The 14,628-nt window shown below is 65.5% G+C and carries 11 protein-coding genes and 1 tRNA gene; 6 read left to right on the forward strand and 6 right to left on the reverse strand.

Translation table 11 applies throughout. From position 1 onward, the window contains the following. Positions 1-2: 2 nt before the first annotated feature. Positions 3-785 (reverse strand): citryl-CoA lyase, encoded by a 783-nt coding sequence (locus tag E0473_RS09430; protein WP_137680600.1) that lies wholly within the window; start codon positions 783-785, stop codon positions 3-5. Positions 786-914: 129 nt separating this feature from the next. On the opposite strand from E0473_RS09430, the gene E0473_RS09435 reads away from it, so the two are divergent. The 5 genes from E0473_RS09435 (at position 915) to E0473_RS09455 (ending at position 4,748) form a co-directional block, all read left to right on the forward strand. Further along, positions 915-2,045, forward strand: coding sequence for a CaiB/BaiF CoA transferase family protein (locus tag E0473_RS09435; RefSeq protein ID WP_137680601.1), 1,131 nt, complete (start codon positions 915-917; stop codon positions 2,043-2,045). Positions 2,046-2,106: 61 nt separating this feature from the next. After that, positions 2,107-2,649, forward strand: coding sequence for a VOC family protein (locus E0473_RS09440; RefSeq protein WP_137680602.1), 543 nt, complete (start codon positions 2,107-2,109; stop codon positions 2,647-2,649). 10 nt (positions 2,650-2,659) lie between these two features. Further along, positions 2,660-3,781, forward strand: a complete 1,122-nt coding sequence (locus E0473_RS09445; protein WP_137680603.1) for a cobalamin-independent methionine synthase II family protein — start codon at positions 2,660-2,662, stop codon at positions 3,779-3,781. Between the two features lie 36 nt (positions 3,782-3,817). After that, positions 3,818-3,902: transfer RNA gene (locus tag E0473_RS09450), tRNA-Leu, on the forward strand. Positions 3,903-4,187: 285 nt separating this feature from the next. Continuing rightward, positions 4,188-4,748 (forward strand): PilZ domain-containing protein, encoded by a 561-nt coding sequence (locus E0473_RS09455; protein ID WP_161981563.1) that lies wholly within the window; start codon positions 4,188-4,190, stop codon positions 4,746-4,748. A gap of 14 nt (positions 4,749-4,762) precedes the next feature. On the opposite strand, the gene msrB is transcribed toward E0473_RS09455, so the two are convergent. Genes msrB through E0473_RS09470 form a run of 3 tightly spaced genes read right to left on the reverse strand, consistent with a single transcriptional unit; the run spans position 4,763 to position 7,530 of the window. Beyond that, positions 4,763-5,266 (reverse strand): peptide-methionine (R)-S-oxide reductase MsrB, encoded by a 504-nt coding sequence (gene msrB / locus E0473_RS09460; protein WP_137680605.1) that lies wholly within the window; start codon positions 5,264-5,266, stop codon positions 4,763-4,765. 9 nt (positions 5,267-5,275) lie between these two features. Beyond that, positions 5,276-6,553: an ABC transporter permease gene (locus E0473_RS09465; protein WP_137680606.1), complete on the reverse strand. Its 1,278-nt coding sequence runs from the start codon at positions 6,551-6,553 to the stop codon at positions 5,276-5,278. Continuing rightward, the gene (locus tag E0473_RS09470) at positions 6,550-7,530 is read right to left on the reverse strand and encodes an ABC transporter ATP-binding protein (protein ID WP_137680607.1); all 981 of its coding nucleotides are present in this window, start codon (positions 7,528-7,530) and stop codon (positions 6,550-6,552) included. The genes E0473_RS09465 and E0473_RS09470 overlap by 4 nt, the downstream gene beginning before the upstream one ends. A gap of 44 nt (positions 7,531-7,574) precedes the next feature. Between E0473_RS09470 and queG the strand changes: the two genes are divergently transcribed. Then, positions 7,575-8,633 (forward strand): tRNA epoxyqueuosine(34) reductase QueG, encoded by a 1,059-nt coding sequence (queG, locus tag E0473_RS09475; RefSeq protein WP_137680608.1) that lies wholly within the window; start codon positions 7,575-7,577, stop codon positions 8,631-8,633. Here the strand turns inward: queG and E0473_RS09480 are convergent. Together E0473_RS09480 and E0473_RS09485 are read right to left on the reverse strand one after the other, a co-directional pair. Then, positions 8,617-9,843: an NAD(P)/FAD-dependent oxidoreductase gene (locus E0473_RS09480; protein ID WP_137680609.1), complete on the reverse strand. Its 1,227-nt coding sequence runs from the start codon at positions 9,841-9,843 to the stop codon at positions 8,617-8,619. The genes queG and E0473_RS09480 overlap by 17 nt on opposite strands. A gap of 32 nt (positions 9,844-9,875) precedes the next feature. Next, positions 9,876-14,618 carry an NAD-glutamate dehydrogenase gene (locus E0473_RS09485; protein ID WP_137680610.1) on the reverse strand — a complete coding sequence of 1,581 codons (4,743 nt, stop codon included), beginning with the start codon at positions 14,616-14,618 and terminating at the stop codon, positions 9,876-9,878. Positions 14,619-14,628 lie beyond the last annotated feature (10 nt).

The following is a 14,628-nucleotide window of genomic DNA, read 5'->3' on the forward strand; positions in this document are numbered from 1 at the left end:
CTTCACTCCCCATCATAGCTAATCGCCCCAGCCGCAGCCCCGCTCATCACGAACCCGATAGGCCGCTCGGCCTCCTCGGTCAGGTGCCCGATCAGCCCGCCGGTCCGGCACAGCAGGCCGATCCCCTTCAGCGCCGCCACCGGCCAGCCCAGATCGAGCATGATCGCGGGGATCGGGCCGTTCACGTTAACCGGCAGCGCGCGGCCAATCGTCTCGGGCAGCGCCGCCTGCAACGCGCGCATCATCGCCACGTGCTCGCCCGAGACACCGCGCTCGTCCGCAAGCTTCAGCAACAGGTTCGCGCGCGGGTCGCCCTCGGAGTGCTGCGGGTGGCCGAAGCCGGGGACGGCCTTCGTATGCGCGCGCCACTCGGCGATCTTGCGCCGCGCCACCGTTTCCACCGCATCGCCGCTCGCGCGTTGGTCGTTCACGCAGTCGTGGTAGAACTTGCCCGCGATCTCGGCGCTGCCCAGCACCACCGAGCCGCAGCCCAGCAACCCCGCCGCGACCGCGCCCTGCACTGCCTCGGGCGCGGCGGCGAGCGTCATCCGCGCGGCCACCACCGAGGGCACCAGCCCGTGCTCGGCCAGCGCGCAGAGCACCGCGTTGAGGAAGAAGCTCTGGTTCTCATTGGGCTCCTCGCCCGTCACCAGCAGCCAGAAGTAGCTGGAGAAATCGAACTTGCCGATGATGTCCTCGCACAGGTCGCGCCCGCGCACGGTGATCGATTCCGCGTCCGAGGTGCAGATCGCAGTGTAGGGCTGATCCTGTTTCCCGATGCGCATTCAATTCTCCCAGATCCGTTTGTGCCGAGCTTGTCGAAGCACCGCTTTTTCTTCAAGCTTGGACTAGAAGTAAGGACAGTCCTTCGACAAGCTCAGGACGAGCGGGTGCGGGGATCGTGGGAGAGACAAATGGCAAAGCCGCTTAACGGCATTCGTGTGCTCGATATGGGCACCTTCATTACCGGGCCGGCCTGCGGGATGCTGCTGGCGGACCTCGGGGGCGAGGTCATCAAGGTCGAGATGCCCGAGACGGGCGACCCGTTCCGCGCCTTCAAGGGCGACCTCTATTCGCCGCATTATCAGACCTATAACCGGAACAAGAAGTCGATCACGCTCAACACCAAGACCAGCGAGGACGACCGCAAGGCGCTCGACGAGTTGGTCGAAACGGCAGACGTGTTCATCCAGAATTTCCGCCCCGGCGTGGCCGAGCGGCTGCATGTCGATGCCGCGCGGTTGCAGGTGATCAACCCACGGCTGGTCTATGTCGATATTTCCGGCTTCGGCAACGATGGCCCGTGGAAGGACCGTCCGGCCTTCGACACCGTATCGCAGGCCGCGAGCGGTTTCCTCAGGCTGCTGGTGAACCCCGGCAATCCGCGCGTGGTCGGCCCCGCGATTGGCGATGCGGTGACCGGGTTCTATGCCGCCTATGGCGTGCTGGCCGCGCTCTATGAGCGGGAGAAGACGGGCAAGGGCCGCCGGGTCGAAACCTCGATGTTCGAGGCCATGGCGCACTTCAACCTCGACGACTTTACGCACTATCTCAGCGCCGATGAGGTGATGGGGCCGTGGAGCCGCCCGCATGTTTCGCAGAGCTATGTGTTCGAATGCGCGGACGGCGGCTGGATTGCGCTGCACATGTCGAGCCCGCCCAAGTTCTGGGAGAACCTCGCCGAGGCGGTCGGCCAGCCTGATATGCTCGCGCGGCCCGAGTTCGAAAGCCGCCCGGCGCGGATCGCGAACTACGAGAACGTGGTGAAATTCCTCGCCCCGATCTTCGCCGGACAGCCGCGCGCTTATTGGGAGGAGCGGCTGACCAGCCTCGAAGTGCCGCATTCGGCGGTCTATTCGAGCAAGGAAGTGCTGGAAGGCGATCTCGCCAAGCACCACCAGCTGGAGGTTAGCGGTGAGGGCCAGCGCGGTACTTTCCGCACGATCCGCAATCCTATCCGGTTCGATGGCGAGGCAGAAAGCGATGTGACCCCGCCGCCCGAGCTTGGCCAGCACAATGAAGAAATACTTGGCCGCAAGCCATGATGCGTTAGATTGCTAAGCTTGAGGCCGCGCGAAAAGACTCGGCCCAACGGGAGAATGGATCATGGCAAAGCTGCCGAGCAGACTGCACCACACCGCCTATGTGACGAAGAATCTGGAAAAGACGCGCGCCTTTTACGAGGACGTGATCGGCCTGCCGCTGTCGGCCACCTGGTGCGAGGCGGATATGCTGTTCGGCAAAATGCGCACCTATTGCCACGTGTTCTTCGACCTTGGCGACGGCAGTTCGCTGGCGTTCTTCCAGTTCGCCAATGCCGACGATCAGGCCGAGTTCGGGCCGGAGATTCCCTCTTCGCCGTTCATCCACATCGCGCTGAATGTCGATGCCGAATGCCAGGCAGGGATCGAGCAGCGGATCAAGGAGGCCGGGATTTCAGCGCCCGATACCTATGTGCTGGAGCACGGCTATTGCCGCTCGGTCTATGTGAAGGACCCGAATGGCATGATCGTGGAATTCTGCAACGACGACCCGCGCGCGGACGAAGGCAAGGCCGAGCGCAAGGCCAAGGCCCATGCCGAGCTCAAGCGCTGGCTCGCGGGCAATTATGAGAACAACAACACCTTCCGCAAGGAAGAGGCGGCATAGGGCCACGCGCATGAGCGGTTTCGCCACCACCCACACCGGCAGCCTGCCACGTCCCGACTATCTGCTCGATCTGATGTTCGCGCGCGAGGGCGGCGAGACGGTCGATCCCGCCGCGCTCGATGCAGCGGTGGAACAGGCCACGGCGGAGGTGGTTGCGCGGCAGATCGAAGCGGGGCTCACTGTCGTCAACGATGGCGAGATGTCGAAGCCGAGCTACGCCACCTACATCAAGCACCGGCTCTCGGGCTTTGGCGGCGAGGCAGGGCAATACGAATTCGCCGACCTCGAGGACTTCCCCGGTGCCAAGGCACAGGTGTTCGGCAACAAGGGGCGCACGAAACGCTCGGCCCCCGCCTGCACCGCGCCGATCACGGTGATCGACATGGAAGCCCCGCGCATCGACGCCGAGCGGCTCCAGCGGCTGGCGCAGGGGCGCGGCACCTTCATGTCGGCGGCCTCGCCGGGGGTTACGGCGCTGTTCTTCCCCAACCAGTACTATGCCAGCGACGAGGACTATGTCTTCGCGCTCGCCGAGGGGCTGCGGCACGAATACGAGACCATCGCAGCGGCGGGGATCACCTTGCAGGTCGATTGCCCCGACCTTGCCATGGGCCGCCATGTGCAGTTCACCGATCTCACCCTTGCAGAGTTCCGCCAGCGGATCGGCATGAACGTCGCCGCGCTCAACCATGCCTTGCAGAACATTCCGCCCGAGCAATGCCGGATGCACCTGTGCTGGGGCAATTACCCCGGCCCGCACCACTGCGACGTGGCGCTGGCCGAAATCGCCGACATCGTGTGGCAGGCGAAGCCGCAGACGGTGCTGCTCGAAGGCGCCAACCCGCGCCATGCGCACGAGTTCGCCTACTTCGAAAGCCATCCCTTGCCGCAAGACAAGGTGCTCTGCCCTGGCATGATCGAACCGCAAAGCCCCTATATCGAGCACCCCGAGCTGATCGCGCAGCGGATCGGCCGCTATGCTGATCTGCTCGGGCGCGAGCGGGTGATGGCGGGGGTGGACTGCGGGTTCTCGGTCCATGCCGGCAGCAATGCGCTCGATCCGCAAGTGGTCTGGGCGAAACTGGCCGCGCTGAGCGAAGGCGCGCGGATAGCCACGTCACGCTACTGGTAAGCCGGGCCTTCCCGCGCTAGGCGGGCTGCTGGCAGTGCGGGCGTGGCGGAATGGTAGACGCCGGGGACTTAAAATCCCCTGAGCCTTGCTCGTGCGGGTTCGAGTCCCGCCGCCCGCACCAGCATCCCGCTACCGCAGCATCGCTGCTCGAACACCGCACTATGCGCTTTGCGCTATGTAAATGCCATGAAGATGCGGTGCCATTACTGTCGCTGGTCTGATACCTTCTAGTGTCTGGGCGTAGGTGTTGATAAACCAATCCTGAACGATCTTTTGTCAATTTGTGACGCAGGCAGAAACAATGAACCTTTCTGTCACGGAGCAATCGGTAACGCCTATGCAAGACCCAGCAAGGCTCGACAGCACGAGCACCGCAAACTCAGGGCCGGAGCCCAAGGGCGCCGAAATGCGTGCGGCGCCTCGCGTTGGGCTGCTGATTCGCCCAGCCAAGCTCATCTCGCCCGAACACCAGTTCGTCTGCGTTATCCGCGACTTGTCGGAGACCGGGCTTAGCGTCTGCGTGTTTCACGCCCTGCCCGATTGCAGCGAATATACGATCGAGTTTCAGAACGGCGACCAGATCAAGGCCGAAGTGATGTGGCGCGATGGCGACCGGATGGGCCTGCAATTTATGGAGCGTGCCGATCTCGACCGGCTCATCCAGAGCCCGAGCCGCTTCGGCAAGCGTCCGATTCGCGTCGAGTTCGATTGTCCCGCCATTCTCGCGATGCCGGGGCGCGATTTTTCGGTACGGATCTGCGATATCTCGGGCCAGGGGGCGAAAATCGCCTGTGACGAGCACCTGATGCTCGCCTCCAGCGTCGTCCTCAGGGCCGCTCACCTTCCCTCCACGCGAGCCAAGATCCGCTGGCGGCGCAACGGGGCCTATGGCCTCGTGTTCGAGGATACGCTGCAAATGAGCGAACTGGCGCGCATTGTCGCCGCCATGCAGCACGTTTCGCTCTGACCTGCGGCTAGGCCCTAGGCAGGCCGGAAATCGAGTGCCACGCCGTTGATGCAGTGGCGCTTGCCGGTCGGGCGGGGGCCATCGTCGAACACGTGGCCCAGATGCCCGCCGCAATCCGCGCAATGGACCTCGCGGCGGACGTAGCCGAGCTTGCGGTCGGTAGAATAGCCCACCGCGCCCGCGTCGATCGCCTGATAGAAGCTCGGCCAGCCGGTGCCGCTCTCGAACTTGGTTTGAGACGAATAGACCGCATTGCCGCATCCGGCACAGGTGAAGGTGCCCGCGCGCTTTTCATCATTCAGCGGCGAGGAGAACGGGCGCTCGGTCGCCTCTTCGCGCAGCACGCGGTATTCCATATCGGTGAGGCGGCGGCGCCATTCGCCGTCGGTGCGGGAAACGCGGAAGCTCTGCTGGGCCTTGGCGGGCTCGCTGCCGCAGGCGCTGAGCACAGGGAGCGACACGCCCACGCCCAGCCAGGTCAGCGCGGCGCGACGGGAAAGCTTAGGATCGTGAGTCATGGGGCACCTTTAGCGGGCCGCGGCGGAACCCTTGCTGAACAGGCCGCGCACGAACCCGAGCGGTCCGCGCCGTCTCTCCTTAGTCTTTATAGGGGCTTGCGGCCCGGATTTCATCACTCGCTTGCGGAACATGCTTGCGCCCACCCGCACGAACACGGCGACGCACAGCGCCTGCCAGCCAAGCGCCAGCGCGTGTGGCCACAGGCGCTCGTCCATTGCCGCGTGCGCCACCATCACGAAGGGCGAGCTTAAGGGAAAGGCCATGCCGAGCCAGTCGATCCAGCCGCCGGCGTTGGTGATCGTGAGGCTGGAGAGGAAGAACACCAGAACCTGCAACATGGTGGCGGGCATCGACAGCGTCTGCACCTCGCGCACCGTTTTCGCCTGCGAGCCGATGGTGAGGAAAATTGCGCCGAGCAGCAGGTAGCCCATGGCGAAATAGAGCGCGAACAAAGCCATAAAGATCGGCCAGCCGACGCCCGGCATCGCGTAGTCCGACAGCGAGACCCCGCCCGCAGTCAGCACAATCCCGGCCGTGGTGCCCCAGACGGCAATACCCACCACCGACACCGCCAGCATCGCAAACAACTTGCCGAGGAACAGCGCGTCCATCGGGATCGCCGCAGCGAGCACCTCGATGATCTTGTTGCCTTTTTCCTCGACGAGGTTCGACAGAACCATGGAGGCGAGCAGCATTATGAGCAGGAACAGCAGCACCTGCCCGCCCTGCGCGGTGTTGATGCGGGCCGAATTGCGCGCGGCGGCGCTCGAGGCGACTTCGCTGGTGGCAACCTCGGGATAGGCGAGCGACTGCCCTTCGGCCTGCGCGGCGATCATGCTCACGATGCCTTGCCAGCGTTCGATGCTGCCTTCGGTGGCGGTGAGATGCGGCGCGGCAGGCGTGCCGGTGACCACGGCGGCGAGTTGTCCTTCGCTTTCCTGCAAGGCGACCTCGGCGTCGAACGGCTCTCCTGGCGCAACAGCGCGCAGCTCGCTCATCGGGGGCACCGCTTCGCCGAGGCGTTCGGCAAGCGCATTGCCTGCGGCAAGCATGGCCTGGTTGTCGTCGGCGCTCATGGCGAAGCCGATGCTCGCAACGCCCGCGTTCTGTTGCACCTGCGCGCCGACGCCGCCTGCCAGCGCCATCACCACCACCGGAAACAGCGGCCCGAGCAGGAAGAAGATGAACGCGCGGCTGAACAGGATCGCGGTAAAGTCGCGCCGCGCAACTACATAGGCGGCCTTGAGCAGCGGCAGGCGCCCTCCGGGCTGACGTTCAGTGCTCATGCGGGGGCTCCCGGTTGGTTCGCGACCATGTCTTTCGCCGCTGCCTCGCCCGCGATGGCGACGAAGGCATCGTGCAGTCCGGCACGTTCGATCGAGAGCGAGAGGATGCCCGCCTCACCCTCGATCAGCGCCTTGAGCAGTGGCTCCACACCGCTTTCGGGCAGCGCGAAGGTCCAGAAGTCGCCCACTTGGCGCGCGTCTTTCGGCAGGGCGGCCAGCCAGCCGCCCTCGCGGCGGCGCGTTTCGAGGCGCACTTGCGCGGGGATACGGTCGCGCGCTTCGTCGACCCTGCCCGCGAACGGCACCTTGCCGCCCGCGATGATGGCGATGCCTTCGCACAGCCGCTCGGCATGAGCGATGACGTGGGTGGAAAAGATCACCGTGGTGCCCTTGTCGGCCAGCCCGCGGATCAGCACCTCCAGTTTGCCCTGGTTGATTGCATCGAGGCCGGAAAACGGCTCGTCGAGCACCACCAGCCTGGGCTCGTGAACCAGCGTGCCGAGCAGTTGCACGGTTTGCGCCATGCCCTTGGAAAGCTGGCGGATCTGCCGCTCGACCGCATGGCCGAGGCCATGGCTTTCGAGCAGTTCGCGCGCCTTCTCGCGGCCCTGTTTCAGCGGCAGGCCGCGCAGCGCGCCCATGAAGGCGATGGCCTCGTAGGCTTTCATCGCTGGATACAGCCCGCGTTCTTCGGGCAGATAGCCGATGAAGCGCGCCACATCCTGCGGGTTGCTCGCGCCCAGCACCATGCGCTCGCCCGCGTCGGGATCGATAATGCCAAGCAGCATCCGCAAAGTGGTGGTCTTGCCCGCGCCGTTGGGGCCGAGAATGCCGTAGATCGCGCCGGTGGGAATGGCGAGGTCCACCCCGTCGACCGCCGTGGTGCCGTCGAACCGCTTTACCAGCCCGCGTGCCGAAATGGCGAGCGGGAGCGGGGTGTCGGTGCCTGCGGAGAAATCGCCTGTCGCCATGGTCATGCTGTCACTTTAGGAGGGAGGAATGAACCTTGCACACCCCTACCATGGTTAATCTCGCCGAGACCACGTTGCAGGAGCGCCTGCGCGAAAAGGCGCGCGAACTGGGTTTTGCCGCCATCGGCTTTGCGCCGGCGGAAGATGACCCGGTGCGCGCGGCGCGGCTGCACGAGTGGATCGAGGCTGGGTACCACGGCGATATGCAGTGGATGGCCGATCGCGCCGACGTGCGGCAGGGTCCGCAGTCGATGTGGCCGCTGGCCAAAAGCGTGATCGCGCTGGGGATGAGCTATGCGCCGGAAGTCGATCCGCTGGCGCTGGAGGGCGATCCCGAAAAGGCGCGCATCTCGGTCTATGCCCATGGCCGGGACTATCATGATGTGGTGAAAAAGGCGCTGAAGGCGCTGGCGCGCTGGCTGGTGGAACAGGAACCCGAGACCGAACTCAAGGTCTTCGTCGATACGGCGCCGGTGATGGAAAAGCCACTCGGGCAAGTGGCGGGGCTGGGCTGGCAGGGCAAGCACACCAACCTCGTGAGCCGCGAACATGGCTCGTGGCTGTTTCTCGGCGCGATCTACACCACGGCGGAATTTGTGCCCGATAAGCCGCAGACCGATCACTGCGGATCGTGCCGCGCGTGCCAGGATGCCTGCCCGACCGATGCCTTCCCGTCACCCTACAAGCTCGATGCGCGCCGCTGCATTTCCTATCTGACGATCGAATATGCCGGGCCGATTCCCGAAGAGTTTCGCGAAGCCATCGGCAACCGCATTTATGGCTGCGACGATTGCCTTGCCGTGTGCCCATGGAACAAGTTTGCCGAGACGGCTGCGCGGCACAAGGCCTTCGCCGCGCGCGAGGAGCTGATTGAACCAATTGTGGCCGAGTTATTGGCCCTCGACGATGCCGCTTTTCGCGCAAAATTCTCCGGCTCGCCGATCAAGCGGATCGGGCGCAACCGCTTCGTACGCAACTGCCTCATCGCCGCCGGGAACAGCGGCAACGCCGAGTTGATCGAACCGGTGCGAACCTTGACCGACGATGCGGACCCCGTCGTCGCGGAAGCCGCGCGCTGGGCGCTGGGCAGGCTTACCGCAATTCCTTGAGCGGCCTCTCGACGTCTGCCACTTCGGCAGCGTCGACCTGCGTGCGCGCCTCGATCAGCTTGCGGCCCTGCACATAGTCCTTCGTGCGGTTGACGGCGTCGATCGCGATGACGCGGCCATCCTTCAGATAAACCACGGAAAAGCTCCGCTCCGCCGGGTCACCCCGCAGCACCGTGGCGTCGTGCCCCTGGCTGATACCGGCGGTTTGCAACCTCAGGTCGTACTGGTTCGACCAGAACCACGGGAACGCCTCGTAGGGCACCGGCGCGCCGCAGATCGAGCGGGCGGCGGTCGTCGCCATGTCGTTGGCGTTCTGCACGCTTTCGAGCCGGATCACCGCGCCGCCGGCATAGGCATTGGCATGGGCTGCACAGTCGCCGACGGCATAGATGTCGGGCAGGCTGGTGTGGCAGAATTCGTCGACATCCACGCCGTTCGCTCCGGCAGCCCCGGCATCGATCAGCGGGCCGACGGCAGGAACGATCCCGATCCCGACCACCACCGCATCGCAGGCAATCACTTCGCCGTCGATCAGCTCCACCCCGGTCACGCGGGTGCCGTCGCCCTGGAGGCATTCGACCCCGACGCCCAGCCGCAGGTCCACACCCTGCGCGCGGTGTTCGTCCTCGTAAAAGCGGGAAAGTTCCTCGCCCGCCACGCGTGACAGCACCCGGTCAAGCGCCTCGATCAGCACCACCTCGCAGCCCAGTTTGCGCAGCACGGCAGCCGCCTCGAGCCCGATATAGCCGCCGCCGATCACGACGATCCGGCGCCTGCCTGCCGCCAGCTCGGCCATCAGCGTGTCGACATCGGCCTTGTCGCGCACCGCGTGGACACCTTCGAGATTGCCGCCGCTGCACGATAGCCTGCGCGCATTGCCGCCCGCCGCCCAGATCAGGTGGCCATAGCCCATCTTATCGCCGCCGGAGAGCGTGATCTGATGCGCCTCGGGATCGATCCGTGTCACCGCCTTGCCGAGGTGCAGTGTCACCGCCTTTTCGGCCCAGAAGGCCTCGGGCCGGATAAGCAGACGCTCGAACGGTTTGTCGCCCGCAAGATATTCCTTCGACAGCGGTGGACGCTCGTAGGGAGGAAGCGGATCGCGCCCGACCATGCCGATCGAGCCGGTAAAGCCCTGTTGCCGCAAGGCGATGGCGGCCTGAGCGCCGCCATGGCCGGCCCCCACGATGATCACGTCGTAGCTTGTCATGGCGGCGTGTTGCCCGGATTACACGCTCAGCGTCAAGACTTTGCGGCGGGCGGGGACCGATCCTGATCGAGCAGCAGATTGCGCGCCTGGCCCGCCACCTGCGCCAGGACCGCCGGACGGACCGGCTGAACCGCTTGCGCGCGCGCGATGGTCTGGCGGAACTGGCCGATCTGGTCCTCGTTCTGTTCGGCCCAATGTCGCACTGCGCCTTCCGGATCTTCGGCAAAGCCCGGTGTGATCGTCGACAGCCGGCCGAGGAAGTCGCGGCGGATCTGCTGGAAGTCGCGCGCGAGGCCGGCCACCAGCAGCCGTTCCCACGGATCGGCAGGGTTCATCACCGAGGCTTCGCCCTGCGCCCAGTCGATCCCGAGCGATGAGCCCGTGAGCGTGAAGGCACGAACAAGACCAAGCGGATCGATGCCCGACGAATTGGCAAGGCTGGCAATGCCAATGGCCCCGTCGAGCGCGAACAGCCGTGCGACCTTGCGCGCCAACGCGGGCGGAGCGTCGAGCGCCTCGAGATCGTCGGCAATCGCGTTGACATGGCCCGAAGCTTCCTCGCCGATCAGGGTATCGGCGTGTTCGGCCAGCTGGCTCACCAGATCGCCGAGGCGGGCGCGCAAATCGGCGGGGTTGGGCGCCCCGTTGGCCGCTCTGATCACATCGGCGATATGCGCGCGCAGAGCGCTCGCGGCCTGTTCGAACAGGCCGAGCCGCGCGGCTTCGGGCATGGCCGTGGCGTCAATTTCTTCCCACAGCGCTTCCATGTCGAACATCGCTGCGGCCGCCACGAAGGCACTGCCGACGATCGACAGGCCGACGCCTTCCTCTTCGGACAATTCGAACGGATGGATCAGGCCCATGCGGTTGACCATCCGGTTAGCCACCACCGTACCGACGATTTCGCGCCGCAGCTGGTGATCGAGCAGTTGCTGCGGGAATTTCTCCTGCAAGAGCTTAGGGAAATCGGCCAGCACGAGGGCATCGGCATCGTCGTCCTGCGCCAGCGGCGATTGTTCGACGGCATCCTGAAGCGCCATCTTCGTGCTCGACAGCAGCACGGCGAGTTCTGGCCGGGTAAGGCCGTGCCCATCGCTGCCACGCCGGGCCAGTTCCTCGTCGCTCGCGAGCCCTTCGGTCTCGCGGTCGAGTACGCCAATGTCTTCGAGTATCTCGATCAGCCGCACGTGCGCGGCCATCGAACGCGCGCCGCCGCTTTCGGCAATAGACAGGGCGAGGGCTTGCAGCCGATTATCCTCCAGCACCAGTTCGGCGACCTCCTCGGTCATCTCTTTGAGCAGCGCGTTGCGGTTTTCCTCTGTGAGGTCGCCCGCCTTGCGCGCGGCGCTGAGCGCGATCTTGATGTTGACCTCGTTGTCCGAACAATCGACGCCTGCCGAATTGTCGATGAAGTCGGTGTTGATGCGCCCGTCATTCAGTCCGAAGGCGATGCGCCCTGCCTGAGTGATGCCGAGATTGGCACCTTCGCCGATCACCTTCACGCGCAGGTTCTCAGCATCGATGCGCAGACCGTCGTTGGCCGGATCGCCGACCTCGGCGTTGCTCTCCTCGGCCGCCTTCACATAGGTGCCGATGCCTCCGAACCACAGCAGGTCGTTGGGCGACTTGAGGATCGCGCTCATCAGGCTTTCGGGATCGAGTTCCTCATCGGAAATGCCCAGCGCGGCGCGCGCCTCGGGCGTTAACTCGATGCGTTTCAGAGTGCGCGGGAACACGCCGCCGCCCTTGCTGATGAGGTCGCTGGCGTAGTCCTCCCAGCTCGAACGGGGCAGCTCGAACAGGCGCTTGCGCTCCGCCCAGCTTTGGGCCGGATCGGGATCGGGGTCGATGAAGATGTGGCGGTGGTCGAAGGCGGCCACCAGCTTGATTGCCTTCGACAGCAGCATCCCGTTGCCGAACACGTCGCCCGACATGTCGCCCACGCCGACCACGCGCACCGGTTCTTCCTGCACATCCACACCCATTTCGCGGAAGTGCCGCTGGACGGAAACCCATGCCCCGCGTGCGGTGATGCCCATGGCCTTGTGGTCATAACCGTTCGAGCCGCCGCTGGCGAAAGCGTCGCCGAGCCAGAAGTCGTGCTCGATGGCGATGGCATTGGCGGTGTCGGAGAAGGTCGCGGTGCCCTTGTCGGCGGCGACCACGAAATAGGGATCTTCGCCGTCGTGAATCACCACCCCTGCCGGGTGGACCACCTTGCCCTCGACCAGATTGTCGGTGAGCGAGAGCAGCGTGCGGATGAACAGCTTATAGCTTTCCTTGCCCTCGGCGAACCACGCATCGCGGTCGAGCGCGGGGTTGGGGAGCTGTTTTGGATAGAAGCCGCCCTTGGCCCCGGTCGGCACGATCACCGCGTTCTTGGTCTTCTGCGCCTTCATCAGGCCGAGCACCTCGGTGCGGAAGTCGTCGCGCCGGTCGGACCACCTGAGGCCGCCGCGCGCCACCGGGCCAGCGCGCAGGTGAATGCCCTCCACCCGGCGCGAATAGACGAAAATCTCGCGCCACGGCACGGGCTTGGGCAGGCCCGGAACGAGCGAGGAATCGAACTTGAACGCCAGTGCCTCGCGCCCCGCCGGAGCGAAAACGTTGGTGCGCAGGATCGCCTTGATCGTGTTCCAGTACAGCCGCAGCACACGGTCGTCGTTGATCGCCGAGACTTCGGCAAGGCCGGCGCGGATCGCATCCTCGGCCTTGTCCCTGGCCTCGGTCCGGCTGCTGTTGCAGGCTGGGTCGTGGGAGGCGGTAAACAGGTCGATCAGCCCGCGCGTGACGGCGGGTGCGCCAGCCAGCGCCTCGACCACTGTGTGGATCGTGAAGGCGATATTGGCTTGCCGCAGATAGCGGTAGAACGCGCGCAGCCATTCGGTGTCTTGCGCGTCGAGCCCTGCGCTGATGACGAGCCGGTTGAACACGTCGTTCTCTGCCGCGCCGTTGATGACGTGGCCGATCGCTTCCTCGATAATGGCCGCACGCTTGAGCAGGCTGGAGGGATCGACGCCCGGCTCCACCGCGAGGCCGAAATCGTGGATCGTGCCGCCATCCTCGACGGCCAGTTCGGTCGGCACTTCGGACAGTACGCGGAAGCCGAAGTTCTCCAGCGCCGGGACCGCGTCCGACAGCGGCATCGAGCCGGAATGCTGGTAGATCTTGAGCCGCAGCGGCCCGGCACAGTCCTCCGTGGCGCAATAGAGACGGACCCCGCGCTCGGGCGCGTTCTCGTCGTCAAGCGCGCGCAGCCGAATGATGTCCTGCGCCGCCTCGGCGGGGCCATAGCGTGTGCGATAGCCGGTCGGCAGGGCATTGGCATAGCGCATGGCGAGCGAGGCAGCATGAGTTTGTTGATCGGTATCGCTCAGCGCATCTTCCACCGCGTCGAGCCAGCCGCGCAGCAAGGTCTGCACCGCGCGGTCGAGCGCTTCGGCGTCGGGCTTCTGCTCCTGCCCGCGGAAATCGAGCACATAGCGCAGCAAGGCGAGGTTGCCGCCTTCGACCATCAGGCTCCAGTCGAGCGTGCGGGCGCCGGTCTCGCTTTCGACCAGGCTCTGAATCTCTTTTCGCACCGAGGTCGAAAGCAGATCGCGCGGCAGCCACACGAAGGCGAACAGGTGGCGACCCAGCGGCGCGGTGACCAGCGTAGCGCGCGGGCGCGGCCGTTCGCCCAGCGCAATCATCGCGGCGACCACGCGGACGAGATCGTCATCCGAAAAGCTGATGACGAGGTCGTGCGGCAGCACGGTCAGCGCGTGGACGAGCCCCTTGTAATCGTGGCTCTGCGGGGAGAAATCGAGCCGCTCCATCAACGTCGCGAACTGGCGGCGCAGGACGGGCACCTTTTCGGGCGGGGAGGACAACGCGGCGCTGGTCCACAGGCCTGCATGAACCGACAGCGCGGCCACCCGGCCATCCTCGTAAAGCGGCACGATAAACAGGTCGAGCGGCACAGTGCGATGCACGCGCGAAAGGCGGTTGGCCTTGATCACCAGCGGGGCGCGGCCCGGGGCGCCATTTTCGCCATCGAACCAGGCAAAGGCGCGCGAGAAGGTGCCGTCCGCCACAACCGGGTCGCCGGGGCGGCGGAAAATGCCGAGCGGGTTGTCGATCCCGCCATCGCGCTGGCGCACCAGGTGGCCAAGCTGGGTCATCATCCCGTCGCCCAGCCAGCGCAGCAAGGCCGCGCCTTCGCCATCGGGCACGAGGTCGGCATCCTGCTGGATGCGCGCCTGCATCGCGGGCCAGTCGGCCACGGCAGCGCGCACGTCGAGGATCGCGGTTTCGAGCGCCTCTTCCAGCGCCTTGCGTTCGCGCGCATCGACCCGCGCGGTTTCGATATAGATCCACGATTCGCGTTTCTCGCCGGTGCCCGCGCCCTCGGGCACGTCGACCAGCGATCCGCTCTCGCGGCGCACGGGCAGGATCGGGTGGATCAGCAGGTCGATCGGCATGTTGCGCGCCGACATGGCGGCAGCAATCGAATCGACGAGGAAGGGCACGTCCTTGTTGACCACCGCGATGCGCAGGAAGCGGCGCTCCCCGGCCTCGCTGCTCATGCGGATGGCGGGCTTGCCGTCCTCGCGCTGGCGGGCCGTGGTGAGCACGAAGGCTGCGGCCTCGTCGAGCGCTTCGCCTTCCAGGCCAGCCTCACCGGGAAGGAAGCTGCCGGTAATGCGGCGCTTGAGCACTTCGGCAAAGGCGCGTTCCTGCTCGGTCAGGTCGCTGGCGGCGGAGCTTGTGCGGGAAGGCTTGGTGGTGGCCATTGGGGGTAGT

This window comes from Aurantiacibacter suaedae, assembly GCF_005434915.1.
Taxonomy (GTDB): domain Bacteria; phylum Pseudomonadota; class Alphaproteobacteria; order Sphingomonadales; family Sphingomonadaceae; genus Alteraurantiacibacter; species Alteraurantiacibacter suaedae.